Raw genomic sequence first — 18,125 nt, forward strand, 5'->3', positions numbered from 1 at the left:
GCCGCCGCTGAACGGGAAGTAGGCGTACTCCAGCCGGTCGGACTCCCGCTCCCATCGGGACGGGGCGAACGTCTCCGGGCGTCCCAGAACCGCTCGTCGCGGTGGAGGACCCACTGCGGGACGGTGAGCCGTGCACCACGGGGGAGGTCGTACCCGCCGAGCGTCACCGGCTCCATCGTCTGCCGGTTGCCCGCCCACGTCGGGGGTACAGGCGCAGCGTCTCGCTGGCGACGTGCCGCGTCCGCTCCAGGTCGTCGAAGTGCTCGCTGCGCGGGGGTCCGTCGTCGGCGACCGCTTCGCCCTCGCTCGCCAGCGATTCCCTGACCCGGGGACGCCGGCTCAGTTCGTACCAGGCGTAGGTGAGCGCCACCGCCGAGGTGTCGTGGCCGGCGAGCAACAGCCCCACGAGGGTGTCCCTGACCTCCGCCATCGAGAGGTCGCCGCGGTCGCGAGCCGCCGGCAGGACCGAGCACACGTCGCCGTCGCCGGACGAGCGGGCCGCGAGCACGCCGGCAACGTAGGCGTCCAGTTCGGCGACGCGCCGCTCGAATCGCCGTTCGGTCGGGGTCGGTAGCCAGCCGGGCAACAGCCGTCCGAACCGGCGTGGGTCGGCTCGCGCGACGAGCGCGTCGGCGGCGTCCATGGCGACGGCCTCGTCGCCCTCGACGTCGATGCCGAGGAGGGTGTCGCCGAGGACGTGCAGGGTCAGCAGTCGCATCTGGTGGTGCAGGTCCAGTCGCTCGCCGTCGGCCCAGCCCGCCACGTGCTCGGCCGTGCGCTCGGTCATCCGTCCGCCGTAACCCTCGATGCCGTCCCAGGTGAACGCCGGCTGGAGCGCGCCCCTGTGCCGCCGCCAGCGGTCGCCCGTGTTCGCGGTCAGCGCGTCGTCCTCGATGCCGCTGAACGTCTCGCGCTGCTCGCGGCCGATGGTGAACCGTCCCTCGCTGTCGAGCAGAACCTCCTCGATCAGTTCGGGCCCGGTGACGAGGTACATCGACCGGCCGGGGAACTCCAGGCGGACGACGTCGCCGTGACGTGCCCACGACTCCATCGCACCGAACGGGTCGCGGGAGAACGCGAGGCCGTTTCCCAGCAGCGGAACGCCGTCGGGGGTCGGTGGAGTGGCGTCGTGGCCCATGCCCCGGTGTACGACGCCCCACGGAATAACTCCGGGTCCGGGGCGACCCGGGACGACCCTGGGTCATCGACGACGTGCGGTCGGCAGCCGAATCAGGACCAGACTCACGGACAGCATTTATGTCAACTCCCGCCGAAATCCCGACCGTGCCCTCCACCGTGTTCGTCCGGCTTCGGGAGCGAGCGACGACGCAGCGCAACGTCACGATATACCTCGCCATCCTCGTCGCCGTGCCGCTCGCGTCCGCCTTCAATACGGCTGTCGGCGGAGCCCAGGGCGGCTTCCTCCTGCTGATGACGCTGGCCGTCGGCGTGCCGTCGGCGTACGACGGGTACTGGCCGGCGTACGACGCGACCTGGAAGGCGGTGGCGTGGATACTCGCCGCCTGCGCGGTCGTGACCGTCGAGTTCATCGGTCTCTACCTCGCCGGGACCGACCTGCTCTCGCTGTCGCCGTTCGTCGCCAGTATCGTAGCGTTCCTCGTCGTCGACTTCGGCAATCTCGCGTGGCTGAGCGTCATGCGTCGCCGGTAGCTGGCGCACTCGCTGGTGCCGTCCGAACGATCCGGAGAAGAGCGTTTCAGTCCCCGCGGGCGCGCCGGGTCGTCCATCACGGCGGCGCTGCGGTCTCGAACGCCGGTTCGTCGACAGCGGCGACCGCGTGCCGGACGTACGCAGCGGAACGCTACACGTGGGCGCGGACCGTCGACGAACTGGAGTCGGTGTACGACTCCTGGCGGTGACCGTGGTCACGCGAGGTCGTGTTCGCGACGGAAGGCGTCGAGTTCGTCGCGGGCGTCCTGCAGCGCCCGCTCGGCCTCGCCGCCGTCGACCTGGTCCATCGGGCCGCTGAGTTTCTCCTCGACGTGTTCGAACCGTTCGGCCTCGTCGTCGGCGAACTCCGCCCCGGTGTTGCTGCCCTGGGCCAGTTTCTGGAGCTCCTCGTCGATGGACTGCAGGTTGTCCTGGACCTCGCCGTCGACGTGTTCCGTCGCCCGGTGGATCTCCTTCCGGGTGCGCTGCAGGTGGTCGGCCATACCCCCGGCGTCGCCCCTGATGCTGTCAGGGGTAGTGGCCCACCGGGTCGACGGGGGTTCCCCCGTGGCTGGCGGCGATTCCGGCCAGTAAATGCCCGAGTACGAACCCGGTTCAATTAATCTGTCCTGTCAGGAGGTACAGATGTGCGTTATAAGTGAGATGAACCTTACTAGTCGAACAGAGAATCATGGCACTGCAAGGCACCGACCCGGCGATTCCGCTTGCGCTGGTCGCGGTCGTCGGTGGGACGGTCGCGTTCTTCGGATACGACCTCGTCGACGCGCTGCTCCCCTGGGCCGGCGGGGCCGCCGGCGCCTTCGCCGTCGGCGCGCTCGTCTGGGCGAGTCCGGCGTTCACGGACGGCATCGAACTGCAGTACCAGTACATCTTCGTCGGGTTGCTCGGCTTCGCCGGCGGGCTGGCAGGGTTCTTCGTGGTGCCGGTCGCGACGCGCGCCGCGACCGTCGGCGTCGGCTTCGTCGTGACGACGGTGACCACGTTCGTCGTCGTCACCGGCCAGCGCGTCGTGACGACGGACGCGCTCGCCGACGCGGGGACGACGGGACGGCCGGAGAGCGTGATCGAGGCGCTCCAGATACAGACCATCCTCCAGGACCCGCAACTCCAGCAGATCGCCGCGGTCGCGCTGCTCGCCGGCGGCATCGCGGCGGTCGTTGCCTGGCGGTTCTACGTCCTCCTCATGGCACTCGTGACGAGCGCCTTCGGAGCGACGCTGCTCGCCTACGTCGTCCCGCTCTGGCGGCGACGCGGGACCGTCGACGGACTCGGCGACCTCGCCGGGTCGGCGTTCGCGACCGAGTGGTTCGTCGGCGTCCTCGTCGTCGGGTTCGCCGTCCAGTTCGTCCGGCACTCCGACGTCTTCGACGATAGTCCTGACCGTCCCGAACCGCTGCGCTGATTCGAACTCTCGTCCCCGTCGAAGTCGACAGGATCCGTGCTGAGTGGCGCGGATGGCTGTCGCTGAAGATGAGCGGAGTGAACCGGACAGGTGAGCCGCTGTCGTCGAGGCGAACTGCTGGCTAGAACACGTCGAGTATCCACCGGCTCATGTTGATCCCTACGAGCACCGCCCCTTCGAGCCGTCCCAACTTCCCGTTCGTTCCGAGGAACGCGGCGGTGAGCACGCAGAGCCCGAGCAGCCAGACGGTGGTCCCGACGGCGGGCTCGGCGACCTCGATGGGCGTCAGCGTCGACGTGATGCCCAGGACGAGGAGCGCGTTGAACACGTTGCTCCCGATGAGGTTGCCGGCGGCGATGTCGCCCATCCCCTTGCGGGCGGCAGCGACGGACGCGGCGATCTCCGGGGTGGAGGTACCCACTGCGACGATGGTCTCCCCGATGACCCACTCGGAGAGACCCGCCGCCTCGGCGATGAAGACGGCCGACTCCACGAGGAACTGCGCACCGACGACGACGGCGCCGAGCCCACCGAGAAGGAGGAGGGCCGTCTGCCACGTTGCTTCACGCTCATCGGTCGGTGTTTCCTGCACCGACTCGTCCGGTCGGGCGAACAGGACGACGAGATAGCCGACGAATGCGACGAGCAGGACGACTCCATCGAACCGACTCAACCGGACGTCCCACAGGAGCGCCAACAGCAGCACCGTCGAGAGTATCATCGCGATGCCATCTCGACGGACCATCCGGGAGGAACTTCGAACGCCGACGACGGCTGCGACACCACCGAGAACGATACCGACGTTGAAGAGGTTAGAGCCGACGACGTTCGCTACCGCGATATCGCCGTTTCCGACGAGCGCGGCGTCGATACTGACGGCCGCCTCGGGCGCCGAGGTCCCCATCGCGACCACCGTCAGGCCGACGACGAGTTCCGAGAGGCCGAAGCGGCGCGCTACCCCGGCCGCGCTGGACACGAACGCGTCTGCGCCGACCCACAGGGCCCCGATACTCAGGACGAACGTGACGACTGCGACGAGTCCGCCGTCGGTCATCCGACCCCGCACTCGGCAGTGTCTGTTCCTCTCACTTTCACAGTAAACAGCACGTAGTTCGATAAACCCTTTATCACCAACCGGTCCGATCGAAGTACCGGCTCGGGTGAGAGACGCGCCCGCTATCCGGCAACGGTGCCGGACGACATCGCTGTCTATGGGTTTCGTCGGAACTGAATTCCCTGGACGGTGGACCCATTCGTCGTCTGGGCCCGCAGCAGGTTCAGCACCTCGTCGGACTGCAACGCTCGGATTACCACACAGGTCGACGCGACTGTGACTGAAGATAGTACCGACTACGTTCTCAGAACCTGAGAACGTCTCCGCAGCTGATAGTTGCTACCCCTGCCAGTCCTCGCGGAGCAGACCGTACAGCACCATGTCGCGGTGTTCCCCGTCGACGAACATGTACCGCTGGCGACGTCCCTCCTCGCTGAACCCGAGCGACGCCAGCAGGCCGCGGGAAGCCTCGTTGAACTCGTAGGCCGCCGCACCGATGGCGGGGGCGTCGTACGACCGGAAGACGTAGTCGACGACCAGGGAGACCGCCTCCGTCCCGTACCCCTGGCCGTGTACCTCGGGGACGAGCCAGTATCCGAGCTCGGGGCGCTTCCAGTCGGTGTCTTCCACGGCCGCTGCACCGATCCGTCGCACCCCGTCCTCGCCGGGGGAGCCCGGCCCGGCGTCCTCCCCGTCGAGACAGATCAGGAACCGGTCGGCGTCGTCCCCGACGAGGCCCTGGTAGTCGTCCCGGGACATGACCGGGTTGCCCAGCGGGTAGCGTATCTCGGGGTTCGCACCCGCACGCTGGACGAACGACAGGTCCTCCTGCTCGACCGTCCGAAGCGTGACCCGCTCGCCCCTGGAAACGCGTGCGCCTGGCATGCGTCCAGCGTCGACCAGGCCCAGCAAGTATCTTCTGTTGCGGGACGGGGCGTCGGTCCCCCCGCAGGTGCCACGCGGGGGCTGCATCGGTAAACGCCGCCGTCAGTGCCCGAGTTCGAGGAACCGCGTGGTCGCGTCGTCGTCGCCCGCGACGATGAGCGTGTCGTCCGATTCGACGACGAACTCGGAACCGAGCCCGGACCGGAGCGTACCGTCGCGTTCGACCGCGACGACCGTACACCCCGTCTTCGCGCGGACGTCGACCTCGCCGAGACTGCGGCCGACCAGCGACGGCGCGTCCGTCCGCACGAGGTCGAACTGCGTCCCGGGCGTCAGTATCGTCTCCCCCTCGATGAGGTGGGAGGCGAGCATCCGTCCGGTCACCGTCTGCAGCGCCAGCACGTAGTCGGCACCGCTGTTGTACAGTTTCCAGACGTTCTCGGGGTCGTTGGCTCGGGCGATCACCTCGACGTCGGGGGCCATCCACGTGAGCATGAGCGTCGCGTAGATGGCCTGCGTGTCGTCGTCGAGCGCCACCACGACGGCGCTGGCGTCCTCGACGTTGGCGGCCGACAGCACCTCCGGATTCGTGACGTCACCAGTCACGTCGACGCCGTCGCCGTCTACAGCGTCGACGACGCACGTCTCCATGTCCCTGGCCTCGCAGACGTCGGCGACCGTCCGGCCGACGACGCCGTGCCCACAGACGACGACGCGGGACGAGCGGTCGGTGGTAGGCGAGACGGTCCTGGACCGCAGTTCCGCGAGGTCGTCGTGGTGGCCCGTGACGACCAGCGTCGTGTTCTCGTCGATGGGTTCAGTCGGGTCCGGCGTGGGGACGAACCGACCGCCCTTCCACGCGCCGACGACCAGCGTGTCGGCCCGGTCGAACACGTCGGTCCCCGCGATGGTCTCCCCGACCAGGTCGCTGTCCGCCTCGACGACCAGTTCGGTTATCTCGAGGCCGTCGCCGACCGAGAGCGTCTTCTGGAAGCGCTCGGGGAACGTCGCGGCAGCCTTCGTCGCGAGACTGGTTCCGAGCACCTGCCGCGGCCTGACGAGCGTGTCGGCTCCCGCCGACCGGTTGTAGACGGTCACGTCCCGGTCCGTGACCACGCTCACGACCGGCAGGTCCTCGTCTATCTGCCTGGCCGAGAGGATGACGATCGGGTTGGTGTCGTCGTCGACGTCCGCGACGACCGCGCGTGCATCGCCTGCGTTGGCGGCCCGCAGCGTGTCGAGGTGCTCGGGGTCGCCGCAGATCACGTCGATACCGTCGTCGACCAGTTCCTTCGCACTCTCGGGGTCGGACTCGACGAGGAGATACGGCACGCCGACGGCCTCGAGTTCGTCCCGCAGCACCTCGCCGTGCGTGGAGTTCGAACAGATGACGACGTGGTCCGTGAGGTCGGTCGTCGTCGGCGGGTCGGTCTCGACGGCCTGCTTGAGGAGCGGGACGACCACCACCGGCAACGCGAGGAACATCAACAGGACGCCGGACAGGTTCATCACGACGACGAACCCGCTCATCACGGCGCTCGACCACGGGGCGTCGCCACCGAACCCCGCCGTCGTCAACGCCTCGACCACCACCTGGAGCGCGCGAACGGGCGAGACGGGCTCCCCCTCGAAGGTCGCCATCCCCCACCGGTAGACGACGGTGTATCCGGTGATGACGCCGAAGAACGTCAGCACCGACAGCGCGACCCGACGCCACCAGTTGTCCATGTTCCGACCGACCGAACGTCGCTAAAAGTAATTTCTGATACACTCGCGAATCGCCGGCAGTAGTACCGTTCTGTTCGGGACGTCGCTGGAGGAGCTGGTGACTGGGCAGCGGGAAGCCCGCCGACGGCAACCGCGAGTTCTCCGTCAGCCCTCCCTGACCGGAAGCTCCCCCGGGGGGAGGACGTCGCAGTCGGGCATGTCGGCGAGGACCTCCTCCGGACCTGGCGGCGCGTACACCGCCAGCAACTGCATGGTCTCCCAGCCCGTGTTCGTCGTCCCGTGCTCGACGCCCGCGGGGACGTACACCATCTCGCCCGGCCCGACCTCGCGCGTCTCTCCGTCGACCGTCTGCTCGCCCTCGCCGCCGACGACGTACAGTATCTCGTCGCTGTCGGGGTGGGTGTGCAACTCGTGGCCTTTCCCCGGTTCGAGCTGGACGACGCCCGCGCTGAACCGCTCCGAACCGTTCACGTCCGGGGTCGCCATCCACTTCAGCGTCCCCCAGTCGAACAGCTGGGTGGAGACGTCTTCGCCGCTGACGAAGTGCTTGCCCGTCATTGGCACACAGTACTGCCATCCGCGGGAGCTTAATCGCACCGGTGGTCGCGACGGTCGCCGGTCGGAACCCCTGATACGGTCTCCGGGCGCGAACGCCCCTGGTCGACGTCGTCGGAGTTCCGTTCGCGAACGACCACCACAATGCTGAATACTGCATGCGTAGTGACAACACGTGTCGTATGGAGTACACACGTGAGGAGTCGCTTCGACGACTCGAGGAGACAGTATCGGACGGCGAGCCCGTAATCGGGGCCGGCGCTGGCACGGGGATGTCGGCGAAGTTCGCCGAGCGCGGCGGCGTCGACCTGCTCATCATCTACAACTCCGGTCGGTACCGGATGAACGGGCGGGGCTCGCTCGCCGGATTACTCCCGTACGGCGACGCGAACGAGATCGTCGTCGAGATGGGCCACGAGGTCCTCCCGGTGGTCGAGGACACGCCCGTACTGGCGGGCGTCAACGGGACCGACCCGTTCCGCCAGATGGACGTCTTCATCGAGGACCTCAAGCGACGCGGGTTCTCGGGCGTCCAGAACTTCCCGACGGTGGGGCTCATCGACGAGGGGAGCCAGTTCCGCCAGAACATCGAGGAGACCGGCATGGGCTACGACCGGGAGGTCGACATGATACAGGAGGCCGCCGAGCAGGACATGCTCACCTGCCCGTACGTGTTCAGCGAGGAGCAGGCCCGCGAGATGGCCGAGGCGGGCGCGGACGTCGTCGTCTCCCACATGGGGCTGACGACCTCGGGCGACATCGGCGCGGAGACCGCTCTCGACCTGGAGACGGCCGCCGAGCGCGTCCAGGCCCACCACGACGCGGCCACCGACGTGAACGAGGACGTCATGGTCATCTGCCACGGCGGTCCCATCGCGTGGCCGGACGACGCCGAGTACGTCCTGAACAACACCGAGGGCGTGGTCGGCTTCTTCGGCGCGTCCAGTCTCGAACGGCTGCCGACCGAGGAGGCCATCGAGAACCAGGCCCGCGAGTTCAAGGGGATCGAGTTCTGATGGCGGTCGTCGTCGTCGGAACGCTCGACACGAAGGCCGAGGAGATGGGGTTCGCCAGGGACGTCCTCGAAGCACAGGGCGTCGACGTCCACGTCGTCGACACCGGCGTCGTGGGCGACCCCGGATTCGAACCGGACACGGCGGCCGCCGACGTCGCCGCCGCAGCGGACACGAGTCTCGACCACCTGCGCGAGGACGCCGACCGCGGCGAGGCGATGGAGGCGATGGGCGAGGGCGCCGCGGCCGTCGCGGAACGACTCCACGACGAGGGCGTCCTCGACGGCGTGCTGGGCCTCGGCGGGTCGGGGAACACCTCCATCGCGACCACGGCCATGCGGGCGCTGCCGGTGGGCGTGCCGAAGCTGATGGTCTCGACGATGGCCGCCGGCGACGTCGAACCTTACGTCGGCGCGAAGGACGTGACGATGATGTACTCCGTCGCCGACGTCGAGGGGCTCAACCAGCTCTCGCGGCAGGTCATCGCCAACGCCGCGCTCGCGATGGTCGGCATGGTCGAGAACGAACCGGACGTCGAGGTCGAGGACAGGCCCACCGTCGGCATGACGATGTTCGGCGTCACGACGCCCTGCGTGCAGACGGCCCGCGAGTCCCTCGAAGAGCGCGGCTACGAGACCATCGTCTTCCACGCCACCGGCACCGGCGGAAGGGCGATGGAGAACCTCGTCCGACAGGGCGTCATCGACGGCGTGCTCGACGTCACGACCACGGAGTGGGCCGACGAACTCGTCGGCGGGGTGCTGAACGCCGGCCCGGACCGCCTCGACGCTGCGGCCGAGACGGGGACGCCGCAGGTCGTCTCGACCGGCGCGCTCGACATGGTGAACTTCGGCCCGCGCGACTCCGTCCCGGCGGAGTTCGAGGACCGGACACTCCACGTCCACAACCCGCAGGTGACGCTGATGCGGACCACGACCGAGGAGAACGAAGAGCTCGGCGAGATACTCGCCGAGAAGCTCGCCGCCGCCACCGGGCCGACGGCGCTCGCGCTCCCGCTCGGCGGCGTGTCCGTGCTCGACGTCGAGGGCGAGGACTTCCACGACCCCGAGGCCGACGCGGCGCTGTTCGACGCGCTCCGGGAGAACGTCGGCGACGACGTCGAACTCGTCGAGATGGAGACCGACGTCAACGACGAGGCGTTCGCGAACGCCATCGCCGCGAAGCTGGACGAGTACATGCGCGAGGCCGGCGTCGGACCGACGGACGACTGACGTCCCGGCCAGTCGGCGCTCCGGGTCGAGCCGGAAGTTCCGACACGGTTCGGGCTTCACGGCTGTTTTCCGGTCGTTCGACGGCGCGAGTACCGAGCGCTGCGTCCGCGGGGGACGCCACCGTCGAGAGCGTCGTCCGTCGCCAGGACGGACACGTGGGCGGTCGGACCGACAAGAGAAGGTATTACACGCCCGCTCTCCCAAGGCACGACTCCCCATGTCATCAGCCGCCGCTAGCGACGGACCACGCGCTCCTGACTCCGGGCGTCGACGTCGGCACGGCCCGACCGACGACCGCGCCGCGGGGGCGTCCGGCCCGCGGGAGTGGAATCGAGGCGACACCGCCGACGAGCACAGCAGGCCGCCGGGCGCGTCCCGGACGAGGCTCACGGCCCCGGGGTCGCGATGACGTCGGGAGAGCCGGCAGCCACGGGAGCGGAGATACACGACCTCTCGTCGGACTGGCGTGCGCACGCCAGCGAACTGCTCCGTTCGAAGGGGCGGATCGCCGGGACGACGCGGTACGAGCGGAACGTCCCCCCGGCGGTCCTGAAGCGGGCGCTGGAGGTGGGGATGAAGACCGTTCGGACGAGGCCGCCGGACGGGGACGGCTACGCCGTCCCGCTCCACGCGGAGGACGACCCCACCGCGACGGCGGAGTACGTCCTCTGGCGACCCGACCGCGAGCAGATCGGGTGGTACGACACCGACTTCGGCATCGACGGCACCGTTCGGTACGTGTCGCTTGCGACGGCGGCCGAGACCACCATCGGCAGTCGGTTGCGGTTCTGGCATCCGGACTTCAGTGCCGAGCCGGACGACGAGCTGTCGGACCTCGAACTTCCACACCGGACGGTCGAGCCGTCGTCGACGCTCCCGGCGGACGACGTCTTCGAGGGGCTCACCGCGACGGTCGAGCGGGCACGCGACGCCGAACGCCGGTCGAACCGCCAGCGATACCGGAACGAATCGCTCGCGACGTTGATCCAGCGAGGGATCGCGTCGGGGCCGTTCGTCTCCGTCGGCTGGACCGCCGACGGTGACGACCTCCAACTGCAGCTCGCGAGCGATTCGGGGACGGCGGACGTCGACCTCCACCGCGACGAGGGGATCCACCCCGGAAACCTGTTCCTGATCGACACGCGCGAGGCGGACCCCTCGTTCCCCGTCGTCGGCGAGGTGTCGGCCGTCGAGGACCTGACGATGACCGTCCGGCTGGAGTGGGAGGACGTCGACGACCGGGCCGCCGTCGAGGCCACGCTGGAGGACGGAACCAGGGAGTTCTGGGCGACGCTGCTGCTCAACCCCGTTCCGTTCGACCGGCGCATCGACGCGATCCGGTCGGTGGAGTCCCAGCCGTCCAAGCGGAACCTGCTGACCGGGGACCGGCCGGTGCGGTTCTCGGTCGACCGGCACGCCATCCCGAGTCCGGCGATGGAGCTCAACCGCTACCAGCGACAGGCGCTGAAGTGGGCGGCCGACGCGGAGGACGTCCTCTGCATCCACGGACCGCCGGGCACGGGCAAGACGCGGACGCTGACGGCGTACGTGAAACACGCCGTCCGCCGCGGCGAGTCGGTGCTGGTGACGTCGCACTCGAACCAGGCGGTCGACAACCTCCTCGTCGGTGACAGCACCGTCGACGACCCCGAACCCGGGACGCTGCACGCGGCCGCCTGCGGGACGAGCGGGGGCGACGGCGAGGACGACGTGGACCTCTCGATAGCGCGGGTCGGCCGAAACTCGAAGAACGACGTCGTCCAGCGTCACTACCGCGGCCGGTCGGTCGACGGGGCGGACGTCGTCGCCGCGACGACGAACGCGGCGGCGCAGTTCGAGACCGACCGGTTCGACGTGGCGGTGGTCGACGAGGCGACGCAGGCGAGCCGTCCCGCGACGGCCATCGTGCTCGACTGCGCGGAGCGGCTGCTGCTGTCCGGGGACCACAAACAGCTTCCGCCGTACAGCGCGGCGGAGCCCGCGGCCGAAACCGGGCAGCGCATCTCGCTGTTCGAACACCTCGTCGACCGGTACGGGGACGACGTTAGGGTGCTCCTGAAACGGCAGTACCGGATGAACGAGACGATCGCCGCGTTCCCGAACCGGGCGTTCTACGGCGGGCGACTGGAGACGGCGGACCGGAACCACGAGTGGCGGGTCGCCGACCTGGCACCGCTGGTCGGCATCGACGTGTCCGGCGAGGAGCGGCGGGAACCGGGCGGACACTCGTTCTACAATCCGGCCGAGGCAGCGGTTGTCGTGCGGGAGGTGGGACGGCTCGTCGAGGCCGGCGTCTCGCCGGAGGACGTCGGCGTCATCTCCGCGTACAGCGGCCAGATCGGCAGGATACGGTCGCGACTCGACGGGTCCGACGTCGACGACGCCGGCCAGGTGACGGTCGACACCGTGGATTCGTTCCAGGGCGGTGAACGGGACGTGATCGTCATCTCGTTCGTACGCAGCAACGACGAGGGGCGCAGCGGGTTCCTGGAGACGCCCGAGGAGGGGCCGCGGCGGTTGAACGTCGCGCTGACCCGCGCTCGAAAGCGGCTCGTGCTGGTGGGCGACTGGGAGACGCTCGCAACGCCGTCGCCCGACCGCTCGCCCGATGAGAGCTGTGCGGACCTCTACGACGACCTCGAAGCGTACGTCCGGGAGAGGGGAGAGTTCTCGTTCGGCACCCAGTCCAGTGGCGGGAATCCGCAACTCTAGAGGCCGATAGCGGAGATGTACAGCGAGGCCAGCGGCGCGAACGGTGACAGGACCGTCGACGACGAAAGCTGACGACGTCGGGGCGGAACGTGAACGAGGCGTCGACGTGACGGCTACGAGCCGGACTCCGCGAACCAGGTCGTCGAGCACAGCCGTCGATTCATTGCCTGCTTCCGGCTACGACGGCCCCAGGGAAACCGGGCGGTTCACTGACGTCACCGGACGCTCTCGGTGGTTGGAGGACGTCTGAAGGATGGATTCCAGGCGATGACAGTCGACTGGGCGTCGACCCATCGCGCGAGCGCACGTTCGTGCTCGTCCCGGCGCACAGGTGGCAGACAGAGTCGAGCTATGGCAGTAACGGGCTCTCACTGGGTCCTGCGTCCGGGGACAACATCGGTCAGGATGTTGTCTATCTCCACGTTGCTCACCGGATACCCTAAAAGTCGCGTCCGTTCCTGGAAACTGATAACCACCACAAGGTCTTGATGTGACTGCTTCGAAATCGTCGGGGGTCGGCGCGGGCCCGGGCGGCCGCCGGAACCGCGTTCGCAGTTCGCGGGGTCGTCGGACGCCGGTTGAGTGACGGTTCGCGCCGAGACACTGCCACCCCGCGGCGACGTCAGACGTGGAAGGTCGGGGCCAACAGCGATTGCAGATGTCAGCCGTCGACACGCATCACAGACTGCAGGGCGCGCAGGCACGATTCGACCTGCTCGTCCACGACCTGCTCGTCCACTGCGAACTGCTGGCGTACCTTCCGCCGGCCGGAAGCGCCGAACCGAGTCGCGTTTCACTGTCGCCGCGTCGCGTCTCACTCCTTCTGCTTGCGCGCGTGCTCGGGGTGGTCGGTGATGAACACCCGGGTGTGGTCCGGGACGTCGTCGGTCACCCACGAGTTGGCGCCGATGCTCACGTGGTCGCCGATGCTGATCGCTCCGAGCACCTTGCTCCCGGCCCCGATGACGACGTGGTCACCGATGTCCGGGTGGCGCTTGTACCCTTTCTTCAGCATGTGCTCTTCGCCTTCCTCCTCCTCGAAGTGGAGCGCGCCCAGCGTGACGTCCTGGTAGATCCGGACCCAGTCGCCGACCGTCGCCGTCTCACCGATGACGACGCCCGTGCCGTGGTCGACGAAGAAGTACTCGCCGATCTCCGCGCCCGGGTGGATGTCGATCCCCGTCTCGGTCTTCGCGTACTCGGTGAGTTCCCGGGCGTACTCCGCGCCACCGGCCTCGTAGAGGGTGTGCGCGAACCGCTGGATCATGATCGCCAGCACGCCGGGGTACGACCGGACGACCTCCGTGTAGCTCTTCGCCGCCGGGTCGCCGTTGTACGCGGCCTGGACGTCCTTCTTGTGCGTGTGCCGGAGCGCCGGTAGCTGGTCCAGGACGCCGTCGACCAGCTCCGCGACGGCAACCTCGTCGCCGTCCGAGTAGGCCGTCACGCCGGAGAACACCAGCGCACCCAGGTCGGTCAACCGCGCTCGCGTCGCCTCCGGGTCCCGTACCAGCGGGTGAGCGTTCCAGTACTTGGGGAACAGGAGCTGTTTGAGGAGTTCGATCTCCTCGCACAGGTGGTCCCGCCGCGGGAAGGTCGTCGACGGCGACGTCAGGAACGGCGCTTCGTCCCGCTCGTAAGATTCGTGGAGTTCCCGATGCGCGTCGCCAGTGTACTCGTACTCCATCACTCTCCCTTCGGGCTCGACGCACAAAGATATTTGAATCGCCGAACCCGTCCCGCGTCGGGAGCACCGTCGGGATCGCCGGGCGCGACGTGTCCGTTCGTCCCCCGCGACTGCGGACTTACGCCCTCGTCCGTCGCACGATGACCCGCACGTCTGACGTCACCATCACGACGACGGACGGGCGGGGCGTGACCGAGTCCGTCGGCGTCGTCTCCGGCGAGGCGGTGAAGACGGAGAGTCGGTAACGCCATCCAGCGCGACAACCTCGTTCCACCGGTGCCGAGATCCTGTCGACGACCGGTGTAGCGACGTGACGACGGGGAGAGCGTCGCGGACTGGTCACTCGCCCGAGGGCGGTGCGTATCGATGGACGATGCGTTTGAGCGCGTACTCGCTCCCGCCGAGGAGGGAGACGAGGAGGAGGGGAACGACCCAGAACAGCAGCAGGAAGGACAGGGCAGGGGGACCGGCGTGGAGGGCGGCTCCAGCTTCGTGCGCGCTCGCGATCCGATTCCACGTCGAGACGACCGCGACGGCGTACGTTCCAGCGACGGCGACGACCGGCGACACGATGCGACGCCGAACGAAGAGGTGGATCGGGATCGCCGCGAGCAGGAACGTTCCGACGGCGTACCAGGCAAGCCCCCAGACCGGGGTTCGATTGTAGCCGTACGCCGGGAACACGACCACGTACAGCAGGAGGGTGACGAGCGACAGGGCGAGTCCGCCGAGGACGGCGAACCGATTCGTTTCGTCCCATGCGGACGCTGGAACCATACCAGCCAACACTATCCAGTACCCGATAACGTTTGGGTCGGGCCGGACGAAGATTCGACCGTAACCGACGACTGCGTGGTTGTATCGAGCGCGCCGCTCTCGTCAGTGGACGGTTCGATGTCCGTCGTCCACCGCTGTCGACGAGCACGTTTCGGCCCAGCCACGGGGCCGTCGCTTACAGGCTACCGCCTGGTCGTACTCACCCAACACGACCGGTACGCGTCTCCACCGGGAGCCGGTTAGATGAACTCGGAGTTCTGGGGTCCGTTCGTGACGTGGACCTCGAACGGCTGGGTGCTGACGTCGTCCTGTTCGACGAGGTGCCAGTAGGTCTCGGCCATCTCGTCGGGATCGAGGAACGTCTCGTCGTCGCGGTCGGAGAACCGGTCACGGACGCCCGGCGTGTCGATCTGGCCGTCGATGACGACGTGCGCAACGTGGATTCCCTCGGGGCCGAACTCCTGGGCCATGTCCATCGCCATCCCGCGGGCGGCGAACTTCGCAGCGGTGAAGCCGATCGCTCCCCCGAGGCTCCGCACCGCAGAGGTCGCACCGGTGAAGATGACCGTCCCGCCATCGGTCTCTAGCATGTCTTCGACGGCCTCTTGCGAGCAGACGAATGCGCCGCGGCCGTTGACCGCCCACGCCTGTTCGAACTCCTCGACACTAGCGTCCATGAGCCCCTTCCAGGAGGCAGCACTCGCGTGGTTCACGAGCACGTCGACCGGACCGAACGCCTCGCGGGCGGCGTCGAATCCAGCCCGGATCTGATCGACGTCGGTGACGTCAGTCTGGACGGCAAGGCCTTCGCCGGGATCCGGAAGGTCGTCCGCGAGCTCCTCGATGTAGTCCGTCGACCGGGCGAACAGTGCGACCTGGCATCCCTCGGCTGCGAACGTTCGCGCCACCGACTCGCCAAGTCCTGGACCGACGCCTGCGATGACTGCTGTGCGAGTCATACGCTCCACACTACTCGTATCGTCCAAATAGTGGTTACTGCCATCTGGCAAGTACCGAGGTCCGGTACAGTAGCTCGCCGGAGCGACGTTTCGCGCAGGAGGGTTCGAAGATGCCAGCAGTTCGAACGATTCAGGGCCGATAAGACGAGTCCAGAATCACCGGAAGTGGAGCGAGGTGGAATCGAGCGACCGTGGTGAACCGACGTACGGCACGGTATGTCACCGTTTCACGGCTCGCTTGACGCTGGGGACGACACGTTTCAGCGCGATATTTCGGAGCTCACGCCCGGAACTCACGAAACCTCGCTCGTGAGCGCACGGAGTCACCAGTCGAATTCCTCGTGGATCTGCCGACCCTCGTCGTTCAGAACGGGTCCGACGACGTCGGTGACGCCAGCGAGGATCTCTGCCGATCGGACCGACGGCTCGTTGTCCGTGAATTCCGCGATCTCGTCGCTGCCGACGCTGTAGACGACGCGGTCGAATCCGGCCCTGGCCATCCCCCCGGCGCACATCGGACACGGCTCCGTGCTCGTGTACATCACCGTCTCGGCACGTTCGTCCGCGTCGAGTTCTCGACACGCACGGTACGCGAGGTGGAGTTCGGGATGGCGCCGGATGTCGTCCTCCGTGACCACACGGTTCGAGTCGGTCATCACGACGGTGTCGTCGCGGACGAGCACGCTGCCGAACGGCTCGTCGCCACGGGCGGCGGCCTCACGCGCGAGGTCAAAGGCCCTGCGCAGATGCGAGTCGTGGTCGAAACCGTCGACGTTCGTGCCAGTCACGTCCGTATGCTGGTCCGGGCGAGCAGATAAGTTTCCGGGACCGACGAGTGGCAGTGTACTCCGGAGAAAATCGAGCGAAGGTCGTTGTCGAACACCGGAGAAGGAGACGACAGGAGCGAACGTACGCCCCGGAAGGGACATCGAGGTCGCGAAGATGGCGGCGACCGTCGACCGCTACGCCAAGGGTATCCCGGCGAACTAGTCCTGCGGAACGCCCCCGGAGGGTTGCTCCGTCGCAGGTGCCGGTGGCTCGTGTGTCCCGAACTCCGGATGCGTCTCTTCCATCCAGACGTACACGACCGCCCCGGAGACGAACATCAGGATCGCGGTCATGTAGAAGGCGGCCTCGGCGTTCACGAACTCCATCGAGAGACCGATCAGGATCGCGCCGACGCCGTAGCCGGCGTCACGCCACATCCGGTAGACGCCCATCCCGGCCGCACGCCAGGTCGGATGCGCCGCGTCGCCCGGAACCGTCATCAGGTTCGGGTAGAGCAACGCCATCCCGAGCCCGGACACGCCCGCGAGCAGGGCCCACGGGAGATACCCCTCGACGAGCACCATCCCGAGGATGCCTGCACCGGCGAGGAACATCCCGGCGACGACGGGCGGCCGGCGACCGATCCGGTCCGCGAGTCCGCCAGTCGCGATCTGGAGGAAGTACATCGCGCTGTGGACGCCGACGACGAACCCGGCGGCTGCGATTCCGATGCCCTCGCTCGTGAGATACAGCGGGACGGCGAGCCAGAACAGCGTGTCGACGAACTTCTCGACGTGACCAGCCTGTGCCGCGGCGAACAGCGTCTTGTCGCCGTAGGTCGCCCGCTTCACCACCTCCCCGAACGGGAGGTTCGCGTCGTGGTGGTCGTCGTCGTCGACCTCCACCTCCGCGTACTGGACGGTCTCCTCGATCAGGAAGATGGAGATGAGGAACGCCAGCACGACCACGACGGCGAGGAAGTAGAACGGTTCAGGGCGGAGATTCGTCCGGGCTGCGATGATACCCGTGATCCAGGCACCGGCGGCGACGCCGGTGTAGCCGAACGCCTCGTCGATGCCGACGGCTAACCCTCGCTGGTCGGGGCCCGCGAGGTCGATCTTTGCGTTGATGGCCATGCTCCACGTCAGCGCCTGATTGATGCCGAGCAGGACGTTCCCGACGGTGATCCAGCCCCAGCTCGGCGCGAAGATGAGGATGACCGGGAGCGGGAGCGCGGTCGCCCAGCCAGCGATCAGGACGGGCTTGCGACCGTACTCACCGCCCCACTTGCCGGCGTAGAGGTTGAGCAGCGCCTTGACGAAGCCGAACGAGACGACGAACGACCCGATGACGAACAGCGACGCCACGTCGAGGACGTCCCGGCCAAGCACGGGCACGACGGCGCGCTCGGACCCGATGGTCAACCCGGTAGCGAACACCAGCAGGATGTGTAGCGAGAACTGTCCGACGTGCTCGCGGATGCCCTGTTCCAGTTCAGTGTCCGTACTCATAGGTGAGTATCGAGTACGAGCAGGTCGTCTTCGTCGTCCTGTAATCTATCACCGGAGTCCACTGGGCTCATCTCCGACATCAGTGTTCAGTCATAGGGAGATTAATAGAATATAGGTGCTGCCGGACATGACCGGCACGGTTAACCCACG

Annotated in this window: 16 protein-coding genes; 5 read left to right on the forward strand and 11 right to left on the reverse strand. The window is 67.8% G+C overall.

The genetic code is table 11. The features are described from left to right. Positions 1–163: 163 nt before the first annotated feature. Complete coding sequence (locus tag NKT36_RS17520) at positions 164–1,138, reverse strand: cytochrome P450 (RefSeq protein WP_327054030.1); 975 nt, start codon at positions 1,136–1,138, stop codon at positions 164–166. 146 nt (positions 1,139–1,284) lie between these two features. On the opposite strand from NKT36_RS17520, the gene NKT36_RS17525 reads away from it, so the two are divergent. Then, positions 1,285–1,671 (forward strand): hypothetical protein, encoded by a 387-nt coding sequence (locus tag NKT36_RS17525; protein WP_327054031.1) that lies wholly within the window; start codon positions 1,285–1,287, stop codon positions 1,669–1,671. A gap of 215 nt (positions 1,672–1,886) precedes the next feature. Here NKT36_RS17525 and NKT36_RS17530 read toward each other — a convergent pair whose 3' ends face one another. Next, complete coding sequence (locus NKT36_RS17530; RefSeq protein ID WP_327054032.1) at positions 1,887–2,174, reverse strand: DUF7553 family protein; 288 nt, start codon at positions 2,172–2,174, stop codon at positions 1,887–1,889. A gap of 188 nt (positions 2,175–2,362) precedes the next feature. On the opposite strand from NKT36_RS17530, the gene NKT36_RS17535 reads away from it, so the two are divergent. After that, a complete protein-coding gene (locus tag NKT36_RS17535; RefSeq protein ID WP_327054033.1) occupies positions 2,363–3,094 on the forward strand; it encodes a hypothetical protein in 732 nt (243 codons plus the stop codon). 121 nt (positions 3,095–3,215) lie between these two features. On the opposite strand, the gene NKT36_RS17540 is transcribed toward NKT36_RS17535, so the two are convergent. The 4 genes from NKT36_RS17540 to NKT36_RS17555 all read right to left on the reverse strand — a co-directional run bounded on the left by NKT36_RS17540 (position 3,216) and on the right by NKT36_RS17555 (position 7,319). Then, positions 3,216–4,148, reverse strand: a complete 933-nt coding sequence (locus NKT36_RS17540; protein WP_327054034.1) for a calcium/sodium antiporter — start codon at positions 4,146–4,148, stop codon at positions 3,216–3,218. 339 nt (positions 4,149–4,487) lie between these two features. Continuing rightward, on the reverse strand, positions 4,488–5,033 hold the full coding sequence (locus NKT36_RS17545) for a GNAT family N-acetyltransferase (protein ID WP_327054035.1): 546 nt from the start codon (positions 5,031–5,033) through the stop codon (positions 4,488–4,490). A gap of 102 nt (positions 5,034–5,135) precedes the next feature. After that, entirely contained in the window at positions 5,136–6,761 is a 1,626-nt protein-coding gene (locus NKT36_RS17550; protein WP_327054036.1) for a potassium channel family protein, read from the reverse strand. Positions 6,762–6,905: 144 nt separating this feature from the next. Further along, the gene (locus NKT36_RS17555; protein WP_327054037.1) at positions 6,906–7,319 is read right to left on the reverse strand and encodes a cupin domain-containing protein; all 414 of its coding nucleotides are present in this window, start codon (positions 7,317–7,319) and stop codon (positions 6,906–6,908) included. 179 nt (positions 7,320–7,498) lie between these two features. Here NKT36_RS17555 and NKT36_RS17560 point away from each other — a divergent pair, with 179 nt between their 5' ends. From NKT36_RS17560 to NKT36_RS17570, 3 genes are all read left to right on the forward strand, one after another. Next, a complete protein-coding gene (locus NKT36_RS17560; protein ID WP_327054038.1) occupies positions 7,499–8,332 on the forward strand; it encodes a phosphoenolpyruvate hydrolase family protein in 834 nt (277 codons plus the stop codon). Further along, positions 8,332–9,561 (forward strand): Tm-1-like ATP-binding domain-containing protein, encoded by a 1,230-nt coding sequence (locus tag NKT36_RS17565; protein ID WP_327054039.1) that lies wholly within the window; start codon positions 8,332–8,334, stop codon positions 9,559–9,561. The genes NKT36_RS17560 and NKT36_RS17565 overlap by 1 nt, the downstream gene beginning before the upstream one ends. A gap of 405 nt (positions 9,562–9,966) precedes the next feature. Continuing rightward, entirely contained in the window at positions 9,967–12,273 is a 2,307-nt protein-coding gene (locus NKT36_RS17570; RefSeq protein WP_327054040.1) for an AAA domain-containing protein, read from the forward strand. An 814-nt stretch (positions 12,274–13,087) separates the two neighbouring features. Here NKT36_RS17570 and epsC read toward each other — a convergent pair. The 5 genes from epsC to NKT36_RS17595 all read right to left on the reverse strand — a co-directional run bounded on the left by epsC (position 13,088) and on the right by NKT36_RS17595 (position 17,975). Then, positions 13,088–13,960: a serine O-acetyltransferase EpsC gene (gene epsC, locus NKT36_RS17575; RefSeq protein ID WP_327054041.1), complete on the reverse strand. Its 873-nt coding sequence runs from the start codon at positions 13,958–13,960 to the stop codon at positions 13,088–13,090. Positions 13,961–14,299: 339 nt separating this feature from the next. Further along, a complete protein-coding gene (locus NKT36_RS17580) occupies positions 14,300–14,737 on the reverse strand; it encodes a hypothetical protein (RefSeq protein WP_327054042.1) in 438 nt (145 codons plus the stop codon). 239 nt (positions 14,738–14,976) lie between these two features. Further along, positions 14,977–15,696, reverse strand: coding sequence for an SDR family NAD(P)-dependent oxidoreductase (locus NKT36_RS17585; RefSeq protein ID WP_327054043.1), 720 nt, complete (start codon positions 15,694–15,696; stop codon positions 14,977–14,979). 323 nt (positions 15,697–16,019) lie between these two features. Further along, positions 16,020–16,484: a nucleoside deaminase gene (locus NKT36_RS17590; RefSeq protein WP_327054148.1), complete on the reverse strand. Its 465-nt coding sequence runs from the start codon at positions 16,482–16,484 to the stop codon at positions 16,020–16,022. Positions 16,485–16,682: 198 nt separating this feature from the next. Further along, a complete protein-coding gene (locus NKT36_RS17595; RefSeq protein WP_327054044.1) occupies positions 16,683–17,975 on the reverse strand; it encodes an MFS transporter in 1,293 nt (430 codons plus the stop codon). Positions 17,976–18,125: the final 150 nt, after the last annotated feature.

The sequence above is a fragment of the Halomicrococcus gelatinilyticus genome, from assembly GCA_024227995.1.
GTDB classification, from domain to species: Archaea; Halobacteriota; Halobacteria; order Halobacteriales; family Haladaptataceae; genus Halomicrococcus; species Halomicrococcus gelatinilyticus.

Excerpts from the sequence above, each read along its gene's own strand:
- NKT36_RS17520 (WP_327054030.1), bottom strand. The coding sequence starts at position 1,138 with ATGGGCCACGACGCCACTCCACCGACCCCCGACGGCGTTCCGCTGCTG.
- NKT36_RS17530 (WP_327054032.1), bottom strand. The coding sequence starts at position 2,174 with ATGGCCGACCACCTGCAGCGCACCCGGAAGGAGATCCACCGGGCGACG.
- NKT36_RS17535 (WP_327054033.1), top strand. The coding sequence starts at position 2,363 with ATGGCACTGCAAGGCACCGACCCGGCGATTCCGCTTGCGCTGGTCGCG.
- NKT36_RS17540 (WP_327054034.1), bottom strand. The coding sequence starts at position 4,148 with ATGACCGACGGCGGACTCGTCGCAGTCGTCACGTTCGTCCTGAGTATC.
- NKT36_RS17545 (WP_327054035.1), bottom strand. The coding sequence starts at position 5,033 with ATGCCAGGCGCACGCGTTTCCAGGGGCGAGCGGGTCACGCTTCGGACG.
- NKT36_RS17550 (WP_327054036.1), bottom strand. The coding sequence starts at position 6,761 with ATGGACAACTGGTGGCGTCGGGTCGCGCTGTCGGTGCTGACGTTCTTC.
- NKT36_RS17555 (WP_327054037.1), bottom strand. The coding sequence starts at position 7,319 with ATGACGGGCAAGCACTTCGTCAGCGGCGAAGACGTCTCCACCCAGCTG.
- NKT36_RS17560 (WP_327054038.1), top strand. The coding sequence starts at position 7,499 with ATGGAGTACACACGTGAGGAGTCGCTTCGACGACTCGAGGAGACAGTA.
- NKT36_RS17565 (WP_327054039.1), top strand. The coding sequence starts at position 8,332 with ATGGCGGTCGTCGTCGTCGGAACGCTCGACACGAAGGCCGAGGAGATG.
- NKT36_RS17570 (WP_327054040.1), top strand. The coding sequence starts at position 9,967 with ATGACGTCGGGAGAGCCGGCAGCCACGGGAGCGGAGATACACGACCTC.
- epsC (WP_327054041.1), bottom strand. The coding sequence starts at position 13,960 with ATGGAGTACGAGTACACTGGCGACGCGCATCGGGAACTCCACGAATCT.
- NKT36_RS17580 (WP_327054042.1), bottom strand. The coding sequence starts at position 14,737 with ATGGTTCCAGCGTCCGCATGGGACGAAACGAATCGGTTCGCCGTCCTC.
- NKT36_RS17585 (WP_327054043.1), bottom strand. The coding sequence starts at position 15,696 with ATGACTCGCACAGCAGTCATCGCAGGCGTCGGTCCAGGACTTGGCGAG.
- NKT36_RS17595 (WP_327054044.1), bottom strand. The coding sequence starts at position 17,975 with ATGAGTACGGACACTGAACTGGAACAGGGCATCCGCGAGCACGTCGGA.